General features: G+C 41.7%; 14 protein-coding genes and 2 pseudogenes. 15 read left to right on the top strand and 1 reads right to left on the bottom strand.

Features of this window, described 5'->3' with window-relative positions; genetic code table 11:
• The first annotated feature begins 490 nt into the window (after nt 1–490).
• The 15 genes and pseudogenes from LJE09_RS06165 to LJE09_RS06100 all read left to right on the top strand — a co-directional run bounded on the left by LJE09_RS06165 (nt 491) and on the right by LJE09_RS06100 (nt 11606).
• The gene (locus tag LJE09_RS06165; RefSeq protein ID WP_226824990.1) at nt 491–757 is read left to right on the top strand and encodes a hypothetical protein; all 267 of its coding nucleotides are present in this window, start codon (nt 491–493) and stop codon (nt 755–757) included.
• A gap of 24 nt (nt 758–781) precedes the next feature.
• Entirely contained in the window at nt 782–1111 is a 330-nt protein-coding gene (locus LJE09_RS06160) for an antibiotic biosynthesis monooxygenase family protein (RefSeq protein WP_062808198.1), read from the top strand.
• Nucleotides 1112–1175: 64 nt separating this feature from the next.
• Nucleotides 1176–1365: pseudogene (locus LJE09_RS18710) on the top strand (DUF6219 family protein); the annotation flags it as partial.
• Nucleotides 1366–1593: pseudogene (locus tag LJE09_RS18705) on the top strand (NAD(P)/FAD-dependent oxidoreductase); the annotation flags it as partial. It abuts the pseudogene before it with no gap.
• Nucleotides 1594–1676: 83 nt separating this feature from the next.
• Nucleotides 1677–1928 (top strand): hypothetical protein, encoded by a 252-nt coding sequence (locus LJE09_RS06150; protein ID WP_330656462.1) that lies wholly within the window; start codon nt 1677–1679, stop codon nt 1926–1928.
• Between the two features lie 82 nt (nt 1929–2010).
• Nucleotides 2011–4935 carry an EAL domain-containing protein gene (locus LJE09_RS06145; protein ID WP_227311052.1) on the top strand — a complete coding sequence of 975 codons (2925 nt, stop codon included), beginning with the start codon at nt 2011–2013 and terminating at the stop codon, nt 4933–4935.
• Nucleotides 4936–5055: 120 nt separating this feature from the next.
• Nucleotides 5056–5325 carry a hypothetical protein gene (locus tag LJE09_RS06140; RefSeq protein ID WP_008705279.1) on the top strand — a complete coding sequence of 90 codons (270 nt, stop codon included), beginning with the start codon at nt 5056–5058 and terminating at the stop codon, nt 5323–5325.
• A gap of 159 nt (nt 5326–5484) precedes the next feature.
• Nucleotides 5485–6384, top strand: coding sequence for an NAD(P)/FAD-dependent oxidoreductase (locus LJE09_RS06135; RefSeq protein ID WP_008705277.1), 900 nt, complete (start codon nt 5485–5487; stop codon nt 6382–6384).
• Nucleotides 6385–6496: 112 nt separating this feature from the next.
• Complete coding sequence (locus LJE09_RS06130) at nt 6497–7366, top strand: 4Fe-4S binding protein (RefSeq protein WP_022379859.1); 870 nt, start codon at nt 6497–6499, stop codon at nt 7364–7366.
• A 12-nt stretch (nt 7367–7378) separates the two neighbouring features.
• Nucleotides 7379–7630: a sulfurtransferase TusA family protein gene (locus LJE09_RS06125; protein WP_008705273.1), complete on the top strand. Its 252-nt coding sequence runs from the start codon at nt 7379–7381 to the stop codon at nt 7628–7630.
• Nucleotides 7630–7947: a thioredoxin gene (gene trxA / locus LJE09_RS06120; protein WP_173721824.1), complete on the top strand. Its 318-nt coding sequence runs from the start codon at nt 7630–7632 to the stop codon at nt 7945–7947. The genes LJE09_RS06125 and trxA overlap by 1 nt, the downstream gene beginning before the upstream one ends.
• A gap of 28 nt (nt 7948–7975) precedes the next feature.
• Nucleotides 7976–8182, top strand: a complete 207-nt coding sequence (gene thiS, locus LJE09_RS06115) for a sulfur carrier protein ThiS (protein ID WP_008705271.1) — start codon at nt 7976–7978, stop codon at nt 8180–8182.
• The gene (locus tag LJE09_RS06110; protein WP_173697279.1) at nt 8183–9019 is read left to right on the top strand and encodes a HesA/MoeB/ThiF family protein; all 837 of its coding nucleotides are present in this window, start codon (nt 8183–8185) and stop codon (nt 9017–9019) included.
• Between the two features lie 36 nt (nt 9020–9055).
• Nucleotides 9056–9487 carry a M67 family metallopeptidase gene (locus tag LJE09_RS06105; RefSeq protein ID WP_055054157.1) on the top strand — a complete coding sequence of 144 codons (432 nt, stop codon included), beginning with the start codon at nt 9056–9058 and terminating at the stop codon, nt 9485–9487.
• Nucleotides 9488–9911: 424 nt separating this feature from the next.
• The gene (locus LJE09_RS06100) at nt 9912–11606 is read left to right on the top strand and encodes a two-component system response regulator (protein WP_118566384.1); all 1695 of its coding nucleotides are present in this window, start codon (nt 9912–9914) and stop codon (nt 11604–11606) included.
• Nucleotides 11607–11849: 243 nt separating this feature from the next.
• Here the strand turns inward: LJE09_RS06100 and LJE09_RS06095 are convergent, their stop codons facing one another.
• A complete protein-coding gene (locus tag LJE09_RS06095; protein ID WP_025579671.1) occupies nt 11850–13433 on the bottom strand; it encodes a glucose-6-phosphate isomerase in 1584 nt (527 codons plus the stop codon).
• Nucleotides 13434–13548 lie beyond the last annotated feature (115 nt).

The following is a 13548-nucleotide window of genomic DNA, read 5'->3' as shown; positions in this document are numbered from 1 at the left end:
GATTTCGTCCTTTTTCATAAAAACACCTCCATACCAAGTTTTCTTTGCATATTTTGATTATACACATACCAAGTTTTCTTGTCAATAGAATTCATAAAAAAGTTACAACCGATATAAGAGATAACTTTTCTACCACTTCGATTATGCGTTAGATTGGAATCTTGCTAGTGTGAAGTATTATATAACCAAATTGAAGGAAAAGAATTATCTGAAGAGGCAGGGAAGTAGCCAAAAAGGGAAATGGGTGATATTAACAAAACGAGATTGACACTTGTATCAATTCGTGTTAAACATATGAAATGTAAGGAGGAGAGAAAGATGCCCTTGACGGAATAACGCGGAGTTGATCAATGGATATTTGCAGTCAATGAAGTCAAATATTCGAGAAATCATTCGTTATATTGATGATACGACACTTGAAAAATCAAATGATAAAAAGAAAGATAAATAGGAATCTACGAGCACCATACCAGAGGAAGTGCAGGAATTTGTGAATCTGACAATTACAGAGCATATGGGAAAAGCGTATTCGGAATGGAAGTTAAATCAGGATAAAGAGCCAGTAAGTGAGATTGAAAAGAAATACCAGGAATTACTGGAAACGTTATCCCCAGAACAGGAAGAAGTGATTACGGAATACTGTAATGCAATTTTCAGCAGTGGAGCAGATACAGAAGAGTTTTTCTATCGGTTGGGATTAAAAGATGGACTGAATCTAAAAAATACGGTAAAATCTGTATTAGAAATGATATCGTGAAATCGGAATTTGGAGGAAAGTATAATGAGTATAGTTGTTAATATATATTATTCCGGCGAAAATGGTTCTGCGCGAAAATTTGCAAAGGAGATGATTTCAAGCGGTACTGTTGATGCAATTAGAAATGAAGCGGGGAACATTAGATATGATTATTTTTTCCCTCTGGGAGATGAGGAAACTGTGCTACTGATTGACAGTTGGGAAAATCAAGAGAGCATTGACTTTCACCATCAATCACCCATGATGAATAAGATTGCGGAGTTAAGAGATAAATATAATCTTCACATGAAAGTAGAGCGATATCGGTCAGAAGATACGATTCCTGACACTGATCAAAAATATATAAGAAATTGACAACTTCAAGTTTGTATATTTCATCAAAAGTTTCATATTTAAATAAACAAGGGGAGATGGTAAAATGAAAGCTCATGAATATTGGTCTGTCGGAGCATTGATAACGATGCTAGGAACTTTTTACACAGGCTACAAAGGAAACAAAATCAAGTCATAAATATTTTACAGTTAGTTCTTTGATTTGCATGGTTATGGCTATTTATTCAGGACATAAAATGCTTTCTGGGAAAAAGAAACTCAAGAAAGAATTGGTGAATGCAGAAATTACTGTGTTTGAAAGATCTGGATACATATCCTATGCGAATTGTGGGCTTCCATATTATATTGGAGACGTGATCACAGATCCGGAAGAACTTACACTACAGACACCAGAGAGTTTTTTTAAACGTTTCCATATCAACATGAAAATTCATCATGAAGTTATCTACATACATCCGGATCGTAAAACTGTTTCAGTGAAAAATTTGGAGAATGGTGAAATAAATAATAATACGAAAGGATGTGTCAAGGCAATGGAGAAGTTACCGCAGCACATCCTTTTTGTATTGTTTTACAGAAAGACAGATTGTATTTTAAAGGAACAGATCGTGCAGTATTTCTTGATAAGAGAGAATTTACAGGACCAATCTACACACAAATCAAAGAAGCTGTAGATTTTGTATTGAGAAATATTCGACTCGGAGCAACGATTGATGGATTGGTGCGAAAAGAGAAATATGAGCTACCGCCGGAAGCAATCAGAGAAATTTTGTTTTTAGTTTGTATGCGATTGTCTGTGGTGGAAATGGGATTAAAAAGTAACACCTGGATTCTGTAAGGGGAAATGTTTGAGCGAGCATTATAAAGATACCTTTTTGGAGAATATTATGTTATAATCACTCAAGAGAGAGGTACGATAGATGAGTGGTAAGAAGAGAAATGTAATGTTGTTCGTTCTGCTGTTTACCTTGCTTCTGGGAGTAATCGTTCCGGTTCAGGCACAGTCGTACGGCGGGACAAAGACAATACGGGTGGCGTATCGTGAGGACGCAGACTTTATTAATAAAAGCAGCAGTGGAGTATACAAGGGATATGGAGTGGAATATCTGAATAAAATATCTCAGTATACCGGCTGGAGATATGAATATATCAATGAATCATGGGAAAATCAGCTGGCAGATCTGAAATCCGGAAAGGTAGACCTGATCTGCAATGCGCAGAAAACAGAGGCCAGGGAGAAGAATTATGATTTCTCCTGTATGCCTGTTGGCACAGAGCAGGCGGTGCTGTATACATCTGAGGATAATGAAGATATTTATTTTCAGGATTATGAGCATATGAATGGTAAAAAGGTAGGTCTGCTGAGAGACAGCTATCAGAATGAAGAGTTTGAACAGCGTCAGGATGAGAAAAATTTTCACTGTCCGGAGAAGTACTATGAATCTGAACAGGATCAGATAGAGGCTCTTAAGCAGAAGAAAGTGGATATGATCTTGACGGGAAGTATATCCAAACATGATTCACTTAAGATTGTGGATAAATTCGGGGCTGCACCTATGTATATCATGACAACAAAGGGAAATACAGAGGTCATGAGTGCGGTAAACAATGCTCTTGAGCAGCTTAAAGCAGAAGTGCCGGATCTTACGGAAAATCTTACAGAACAGTATGTTATGGACAAAAACAGAAATTCAAAGCCTCTTCTGACCCGGGAAGAGACAGAATATGTCAAAAGCGTCAGCGCACCCATAAAGATAGGATGCATTGGTGATCAGCCGCCACTGATATATACAGATAAAGAAACAGGAAAGCTGGACGGAATCTATATAGCGTTTCTGAAGAAATTCAGTGAGATCAGCGGGATACCTTTTGAGTTTGAAAGTCTTTCTCCGGATACCGATCCTATAGAGGCTGCGCAGAGTGGAAAGTATGATTTTGTAGCCGGAATTACCGCCTGTCAGGAAATGATCGATGAACCTGAAGTTCATCTTACAGGTGGATTTTTCACGAGAGAATTTCAGATAGTAGCAGAACGTGGAGAAGATATCAATACTCTGGAGACGTCGACCGTCTCTATGAACAGTATATTTGAGAAATATAAAAGTCTGAGACCGGAAGGGGAGTTCCCATATAAAGCGATTTACTGTGATTCACCCCGGACAGTTTTGGATGCGGTGGTAAATAAAAAGGCAGATATGGCCATTATGGACAGTTACGCGGCATCTTATTATCTGCAGGATGAAAAGTATCGTGATCTTGCATTGTCGGGAATTGTTTTTACCAAAGCAGAGACCTGTATGATATACGGGGATAACACAGATCCCGATCTTGTTTCTGTAATCAATAAGAGCATCGGAAGCCTGAGCAGTCAGGATGAGGAGAATATTATCAGGCAGTATTCCATAAATCTGCTGAAATCTTTTTCCATATGGGAATTTATGGAGAAATACAGATATCAGATCGTATGTATCCTGATTTTTCTGGTGGCATTGACTATACTTGTGATTGTTAATAACAGACACAGGACACAGATGCAGGTGGAAGCTGCGGCGCAGGAAGCATATCGCTGCAGGATGGAGACGGATGAACTGACCGGGCTTCTTAATAAAGAAGGATTTTACCAGAGAGGCAGGGAATTTCTGGAGAAGCATTCGGAGGCAGATGCCAGAATTGTCTATATCAATATTGAGAATTTTAAGCTTGTCAATGATCTGTTTGGAGAGGATGCAGGTGACGGGTTCCTGAAGTTTATCGGTCTGGAGCTGGAGAAAATTTTTGGCAGGATAGATATTGTCAGCAGCAGATATGAGGCAGACCATTTTGTGATTCTGACTTTGGATAATGAGGACAGGATACAGGCAAAGATAAATCATTTCTGTAATCGGATCAGAGATTATTATCTGAAGACTACAGTAGAGATTTCTGCCGGGATTTATGAGATACGAGACAGATCAAAGAGTCTAAGAATCATGTGTGACCGGGCTCATTTGGCGGCAGATAGCATTAAGAAGAATCATATGATTCAGGTTGCTGTATATGATGATACACACAGAAAGAAACTGATCCAGGAGCAGATGATCATTAATGAGCTGGATGATGCCCTTAAGGAAAAGCAGTTTAAGGCATTCTTTCAGCCCAAGTATGATATGTGTACTGACCGTGTCATCGGAGCGGAAGCGTTGGTTCGTTGGGAACATCCGGAAAAGGGACTGCTTCCTCCGGGAATCTTCATTCCTGTACTGGAGAAAAACGGATACATTGCAAAAGTAGATTTCTACATTTATGAAGAGACCTGTATTTTCCTGAAGAAATGTATGGATGAGGGTATTCCGCTGCATCCTGTGTCCGTAAATCTGTCCAGGGTTGGGTTCTATAATCCGAACCTGTTTCAGACCCTTTGCGAAATAGCAGAACGCTATCAGATTCCGAGAAAATATCTGGAACTGGAGATAACAGAAACTGCGTATGCCACTGACTCGGAAATGATCTTTTCGGTTGTGGAGAAGCTTCGCCAGGGAGGATTCCGTATTCTGATGGATGATTTTGGAAGTGGATATTCTTCCCTGAATATGCTGAAGGAAGCTCCTGTTGATGAAATCAAACTGGATATGCGTTTCTTAAGTGCAGCAGATCCTTATGGAAGAGCAGAAGAAATCCTGCACATGATCATTACTATGGGAAATCATATGAAGCTTTCCATCATTGCTGAAGGTGTGGAGACCGAACAGCAGAAGGTAATGCTTCAGGGGTTCGGCTGTAACAAGGCTCAGGGATATTTCTATGCCAGACCTATGAGGGAAGCAGAATATACAGAATTGCTCAAAAAAGAAAAAGCAGAAAATTAGATGTACAGAAGGTTGAATAAAGGGCTGTCCGGGAATCATCAAAACCGGCAGCTCTTTGTCATCAGAAGACCAATCATATAAAAACTAATCATATAAACAAAAAAAGGAGAAAATTAAAAGATGTATTATGTACCAGACGGCACGAAAGAGTGCGGATATTATGAATGTAAAAAATGCGGCAACCGTTTTCTGTCTATGCAGACGATGAAGAGGATTCCATGCCCGGACTGTGAGGCTGAAATCGACTATGAGATCGGTCCGGACGAGTCACTGGAGGATGTGCTGGATACAGCAGAACTGATTCAGAAGATTGAGGGTGAAGAAGAGGTAGAGAAGATGGACACACTTCTGAGCCTTGCTCTGACCGGCGGAGATTACAGTTGGATCTAGTACAGCGAATATTAAGTAACTGCTATAACCTGAGTCCATAACGAATCCTAAAAAATTTTTATAATCTTATTTATTGACAGAGGAAATTATCGGTGTTATTATGTTTGTTATAAAACATACTAATTCGATAGGAATAATAGGTGTAAAGGAACTGACGATATGAAATATGATGTAGGTATCATTGGAAGTGGTCCGGCGGGTTTGAGTGCGGCAATCTATGCAAAGAGGGCTAATCTGTCAGCCGTAGTGATAGAAAAAGAATATGAAGGAACCGGACAGATCGCAGAAAGCGGACAGGTAGATAACTATCCGGGATTTCCGGGCATCAGCGGTTATGATCTGGGTGAGAACTTCCGGGAACATGCAGTGAAGCTTGGGGTATCCTTCATGGAACAGGAAGTAACAGAGATAAAGAAAGAAGCTTCATCAGATTTTGAACTTGTATTTGCAGATGGTTCGCAGGTGGAAGCGAAAACCGTAATCTATGCGGCGGGAGCCACACCGCGAAGAGCGAATATTCCGGGAGAACAGGAATATGCAGGAAAGGGTGTCTCTTACTGTGCAATCTGTGACGGATCATTTTACAGAGGTAAATCAGTCGCAGTTCTTGGTGGTGGAGATACAGCACTTGATGATGCTGTTTACCTGGCGGATGTGGCAGAGAAAGTATATGTGATCCACAGGAGAAAGGAATTCCGAGGAGCCGCTGTTACAGTGGCGAAACTGAGAGAGAAGGAAAACGTTATCTTCGTACTGGAGCATCAGGTAAAAGAGATCATCGGAGAGCAGAAAGTAACAGGAGTAGTTCTGGAAGATGCAGCTGTGATAGATGTGAACGGTGTATTTGTTGCTTACGGAGCAGTACCACAGACAGATCTTCTGAAAAAATTTGCAGTACTAGATGATTCAGGTTATGTCAGAGCAGGGGAGACAGGAGAAACCGCTCTGGAAGGGCTGTATGTGGCAGGAGATGCAAGAACAAAGAAACTGCGTCAGGTGGTAACTGCGGTTTCGGATGGTGCCAATGCAGCAACCGCAGTGGCAGAATATCTGAAATAGAAGAAACTGAGAGAGTATTACGATAATTCAACCGGCTGTAAGGATACCGGACAGCCGCAGATCTGGAAAAATATTTGAAAAAACGCTCTAAAAACACAAAGGAGAGATAAAAATGGCACAGAAAGTAGATTATGCAGCCTTAAAAAAAGGCGGATATATGAGACAGAAACAGAAAGGTTACGGTTCCCTGAGACTGGCAGTGGTCGGTGGAAACCTGACTGCAGAGAATATTAAGACAGTAGCAGAAGTAGCAGAAAAATACGGCCGCGGATATGTACATATGACTTCCCGCCAGGGCATTGAGATTCCCTTTATTAAAGTGGAAGAATTGGCAGAGGTAAAAGAAGCATTGGCAAAAGGCGGTGTGGGAACCGGTGTGTGCGGACCACGTGTACGTACAGTTACAGCCTGTCAGGGTTCAGAGGTCTGTCCAAGCGGATGTATCGACACCTACACACTGGCAAAAGAGCTTGATGAGAGATATTTCGGACGGGAACTCCCGCATAAATTCAAATTTGGTGTTACAGGATGCCAGAATAACTGCCTGAAAGCAGAAGAAAACGATGTTGGAATCAAAGGTGGCATGAACATCGAATATAAGGAAGACGACTGTATTTCCTGTGGTGTGTGTGTGAAAGCCTGCAGACAGGATGCACTGAAGATGGTGGACGGCAAAATAGAACTGGATGCGCAGAAATGTAATCATTGTGGCCGCTGTGTAAAGAGCTGTCCGGTGGATGCATGGAAAGGAACTCCGGGATATATCGTATCTTTTGGAGGAACCTTCGGAAATAATATCTATAAAGGAGAAGAACTGCTTCCTCTGATCCCGGATAAAGAAACACTGTTTCGTGTGACAGATGCGGCAATTAATTTCTTTGAAAAAAATGCAAATCCAAGTGAACGTTTCCGCAAAACATTGCAGCGTGTGGGAGAAGAAGATTTCCGCAGTCAGCTGAAAGATGCGTATGAAGGACAGTGAAAGGAGAACATAATGGCTGAATTAGATTTTGAAGTAACCGATGAGGTTGATATTACCGATAAAGTATGCCCCCTGACATTCGTGAAGGCAAAAGTAGCAATCGAAGAACTGGAGGATGGAGAGATTCTGGCTGTCCGCATGAACGATGGCGAACCAGTGCAGAATGTTCCGCGCAGCATGAAAGAAGAAGGGCATAAGGTACTGAAATTAACCGATAATGAAGATGGTACTTACACCATGTATGTAAGAAAGGTGGAAGACTGATGGCAGTACGGGTAAGCAAGGCGGATTTTGAAGAGAAGGTCCTGAAGGAAAAACTTCCGGTTCTGGTGGATTTTTATTCAGATTCCTGTGTGGCATGTAAAAAGCTGGCACCGGTTCTCGGAAATGCGGAAGATGATTATGAGGATAAGATTAAAGTATATAAAGTAAATACGAACTTTGATGTGGAGCTGGCAGAGCAGTATGAAGTGCAGGCAAATCCGACGTTGATCCTTTTTAAAGACGGACAGGCGAAAGACCGGAAAACAGGAGCATTGAAACAGGCAGAGTTAAACAGCTGGATTGAAGGATTACTCTAAAAAGAGAGCAGGCATAAAGGAGAAAAATATGTTTATCACAGTAGCAGGAGAGAAAAAAGAAGTAAAAGACGGACTGACACTTCCGGAACTGATCGCACAGGAAAATGTAGAGATGCCGGAATATGTAACCGTTTCTATTAATGAAGAATTTGTTGCATCAGAGGATAAAGAGTCTACCGTATTAAAAGAGGGAGACAATGTAGAATTTCTTTATTTCATGGGAGGTGGATGCTAAATGGCAATGACAGATGAACAGATCGAGCGTTATTCCCGTCACATCATCTTAAAAGAAGTGGGTGCAAAGGGACAGAAGAAGCTCCTGAAAGGAAAAATACTGATCATCGGTGCAGGCGGTCTTGGTGCACCTGCGGCAATGTATCTGGCAGCAGCAGGTGTGGGAACAATCGGTATTGTGGATGCGGACGAGGTAGATCTTTCCAATCTGCAGAGACAGATCATCCACAGCACAGCAGATATCGGAAAAGCAAAGGTAAAATCAGCAAAGGAAACCATGAATGCCATGAATCCGGATGTGGAAGTAAAAACTTACCGGATGTTCGTAGACGCATCCAACATCCGCGAACTGATTCGAGAATATGATTTTATTATTGACGGAACTGATAATTTCCCGGCAAAATTTCTGATCAATGATGCGTGTGTACTGGAGAAAAAACCATTTTCCCATGCAGGTATCATTCGTTTTAAAGGTCAGCTGATGACCTATGTACCCGGGGAAGGTCCATGTTACCGCTGCGTATTCAAGAATCCGCCGCCCAAGGATGCAGTTCCTACCTGTAAGCAGGCAGGTGTCATTGGAGCAATGGGAGGTGTCATCGGTTCCTTACAGGCAATGGAAGCAATCAAGTATCTGATTGGTGTAGGTGATCTTCTGACAGGATATCTTCTGACTTTTGATGCGCTGACAATGGAATTCCATAAGGTTAAACTGCCGAAGGATACTCATGACTGTGCAGTATGCGGAGATCATCCGACAATCCTGGAACCGATCGACTACGAGCAGGAGGTCTGTGAGGAAACAGCAGGCCGATTTGCCACAAGAGATGAGCAGTAAATACGAGAAAAACCTGATGCAAAACAGGAGAAAAGTATGGCTATAATAAGAATGAGAGATCATCTCTATGATGAGATCGTTAATTATGCAAAAGAGCATCTTCCGGAGGAAGCCTGCGGGCTTTTGGCCGGAGTGGAAACCGGGGAGGGAAGGGAAATCCGAAAGGTATATTTTCTGGAGAATAAAGATCATGCAGAAGATCACTTCACCCTGGATCCCAGAGACCAGATAAATGCGATCAGGGATATGCGTGCCAACGGATTGAAACCGCTGGGAAACTGGCATTCCCATCCGTCTTCTCCATCCCGTCCGTCAGTGGAGGATATCCGTCTTGCTTTTGATTCAAAGGCAAGTTATCTGATCCTGTCACTGATGGCGGACTATCCGGTATTGAACAGCTTTCATATTGAAGGTGGGGAATGGACAAAAGAGGATCTAAGGATTTATTCAGAAGAATATTATTTTTAAAGATTTACAGACAGGATAACAGAGGCAGAAATGTTTGAAGCAGGATTATTTGTGGAAACATTTCTGCCTCTGTTTATACTGTCAGCATATAAAAATTCCGTACATTGTAAAAGTATAGAGCAATCCTCGTAAATAATGCATCTTAATCCAGCCCATCATAGCATGAAATTTCCATAATAAAGTCGTGGCAAAATCATGTCAACTGCAGAATAAGGCTTGAAAGATTATGCAAAATAATGTAAACTCAAAGAGTTAAGATATGTAGACATTATGTATGCCTGTAACGTTTAAGTATAGTATATTCCCACAATGGCTGGACGGTTGCAGATAACAGATCGGTTACTATAATAATTTGAGCATCTCCGGTGCGGATATCCGGAGATGCTTTGCTTTGGAAATTGTGTGTGAGGGGTATAAAAAAAGTATGAGAAAAGATTCTGACAATGCAAAACTGTTGGAACCGGGGGAATTACCGTCCAAAAGAAAAGTCCTGGTCGTAGAAGATAATGAATTAAACAGAGATATCCTCTCTTCTTTTCTGGAAGAGAAATTTGATGTTTTTCTCGCAGAAAACGGGGAAGAAGGACTGGAACTTCTTTCCGAGCATTACAGAGAATTATCAGTAGTGCTGTTGGATATCTGTATGCCTGTGTGTGATGGATTTGAATTCCTCAGACGCAGAAACACAGATAAATTTCTGTCAACCATACCGGTTATCGTTATGACCGGAAGTAATTCAAAAGATGTAGAACTTCAATGCCTGGATCTTGGTGCAGTTGATTTTATTCCGAAGCCCTATAACTTTAAACTTGTAATGGGCAGGATCAACAGTGTGATCAAGCTGAGGGAGTCCGTAATGGCACTGACTGCAGTAGAACATGATGAGCTCACCGGAGTTTATACCAGACAGGCGTTTTTCTATCATGCAAAATCTTTTCTGAAAACCAGACCGGGGGAGAGATTTCATCTTGTAATTGCTGACATCAGGGATTTCAAATTGATCAACAGCAGTTACGGGGAGAAAGTAGGAGATGAAATCCTCTGCTATCTGGCAGGAGCTTATACAAAGATGCTGAAGACAGGTCTGGTATCCAGATATGGGAGTGATCAGTTCGTATGTATGACGTGTGATGACTGTGATCTGTCTTTGGAAACAGTGACAAAGATAGAAGAAGAAATCGCAGAGCATGCACCTGTTCCCAATCTTATGGTCAAATATGGAGTTTATCAGGATATTGATAAATCTTTACCTGTTTCTGTAATCTGTGACAGAGGATTTATGGCGATCAGAAGTATCCGCGATAACTATGAGTGTAACATTGCTTATTATACAGAGAAAATGAAACAGAAGCAGATGCAGGACCGTTTGTTGGAGAACAGATTTGAATCTGCGATTAAAAATAAAGAATTTGTGGCATATTTCCAGCCGAAATATGATGTAAAAACAGAGAGGATCACAGGAGCGGAATCACTGGTGCGATGGATCAACCCGGATGGTTCCATGGTAATGCCCGGAGATTTCATCCCGCTATATGAAAAGGACGGACTGATCGTGAAGCTGGATGAATACATATTCCGGTATGTCTGCGAATTTCAGCGTGAACTGATGAAGAAGGGGCAGGAGCTGATTCCGATTTCTGTAAATCTGTCGCGTACAAGCATCCATCATTCCGATATTGTTGAACGTTATATGAAGATTGTAGAGGAGAATGGGATCCCGTTTTCCTGTGTGCCTGTTGAACTGACGGAAACAGCTACTCTGAATAATGTTATGATCAGAGATTTTACAGAGAAACTGGTAAATGCAGGATTTGCACTGCACATGGATGATTTTGGTTCAGGATATTCTTCACTGATCACATTGAGTGAATTACCGTTTAATACACTGAAGATTGATAAGAGTCTGGTTGACTGTATTCACCAGCAGAAGGGAAGAATGGTCGTGCAGCAGGTAATCATCCTGGCACATGGACTTGGCATGAAGGTGGTTGCAGAAGGTGTGGAGACTGCAGATCAGCTTGAACTTCTGAAGGAGATGGAATGTGACAATATTCAAGGATTCTATTATTCCAGACCATTGCCGAAAGCAGAGTTTGTTAAGAAGTCAGAAGAGAATTAGAAAAGAAAACAGAAAAATCATCATAAGGAACTTCCTGATAATATTTATCGGAGTTCTGTATGATGATTTTGTTATGTTACAGGAAATTACTCCGTAATGTTCCTATAACATAACAAAGCCCTTCGGGCAGGATTCTTTCTTGTAGCACTCCTCCTGAATGTATTATTGAAGAGGAGTGCTATAGTTTGAAACCGCTTTTTGCGGTTGAATCTTGGCTTGTGTATTTTTTGTTTTCTGATGAAATCAGATGTTTAACAGGTCACTGTATACTTTCAGTGCTCCGTCAGTGTCATGTGCAAGAACACGTTTTGCAAGGACTTTACCAAGCTGAACACCTTCCTGGTCGAAGCTGTTTAAGTTCCATACGAATCCCTGGAACATGATCTTGTTCTCGAAGTGAGCAAGTAATGCACCCAGAGATGCTGGTGTAAGTTCTTCACCTGTGATGATGCTGGAAGGACGTCCGCCCTTGAAGTTCTTGTTCAGGTTCTCATCCTTTTTACCGCATGCAAATGCTACGATCTGAGCAGCAACGTTCGCGCAGAGTTTCTGCTGGCTTGTGCTGTTCTCGATATCTACGTCTACACCAAGCTGGCTCTTCTTGAAGCCGATGAACTGAAGCGGAACAATGTCAGTTCCCTGATGTAATAACTGATAGAAGGAATGCTGTCCGTTAGTACCTGGCTCACCGAAGATAACCGGTCCTGTTACATAATCTACAGGTTCACCGAAGCGGTTTACAGATTTACCGTTGGATTCCATGTCACACTGCTGTAAGTGTGCAGGGAAACGGCTCAATGCCTGAGAGTATGGGAGAACTGCTGTTGCAGGATATCCCTGTACGTTTCTCTCATAAACACCGATCAGTGCATCCAGCATATCCGGATTCTCAAGGATGTTCTTATTAGTAGCAAGCTTGTCCTCAGCAGCAGCTCCGTCAAGGATCTGTGCAAATACTTCAGGACCGAATGCAAGGGAAAGGATCGCACCGCCTACACCGGAAACAGAAGAGTAACGTCCGCCAATATAGTCATCCATGAAGATTGCTGTCAGATAATCCTCGCTCTTAGCCAGAGGAGATGTCTCACTTGTTACAGCAAGCATATGTTTGGATGGATTTAATCCTGCTTTTACCAGAGCGTTCTTGACGAATGCTTCGTTTGTCAGAGTTTCAAGAGTTGTACCGGATTTGGATACAACGATGAACAGAGAATGAGCAAGGTCTACTGAAGCAAGGACAGCAGCTGCATCATCAGGATCTACGTTGCTGATGAATTTTGCTTCCATTTTAAATGTGTTGTTTGCTTTTGCCCAGTTCTCAAGAGCGATATATAATGCACGAGGACCTAAGTCACTTCCGCCGATACCAATCTGTACGACTGTTGTGAACTTCTCGCCGTTTTCATTAGTGATCTCACCTGTGTGAACTTTATTTGCGAAGTCAGCGGCTTTCTTCTGCTGTGCTACGTAGAATTCACGTTTGTCAACACCGTCTACAACTACAGCGTCACCGAGCTGAGTTCGTGCAAGGTGATGAAGAACCATACGTTTCTCTCCTGTATTGATCACAGCGCCGTTGTATAATTCCTGAAATTTGTCGATAAGCTGGGCTTCGTCTGCCAGATCTGCAAGTGCGTTCAGGACTGTTTCGTCAACCTGTTTTGCGGCATAGTTATAAGCCAGGCCGGCTGCCATTGGTGCGCTGTACTTCTTTACACGTTCAGCACCATTTTCGCCTGTCATGGCCTCTGCGATATTTACATGACCCTTCAGACCGGCAAGCTTACTGTAGGAAGCAAGAGTGTCCAGATTTTTCCATGTTGCCATAATAATATTCCTCCTTTAAATGACTGTAGCTGTATGGCTGCAGTTGCTAATATTGATTATACTGAATAAATGTTTTAATTTCAATGCAAGGATGCAGGGATTTTAAATATATTTT

It is taken from the genome of Blautia sp. DFI.3.45 (assembly GCF_020593505.1).
In the GTDB taxonomy this organism is placed as follows: Bacteria; Bacillota; Clostridia; order Lachnospirales; family Lachnospiraceae; genus Blautia_A; species Blautia_A wexlerae.
This window is presented reverse-complemented; position numbering and strand designations above follow the sequence as displayed.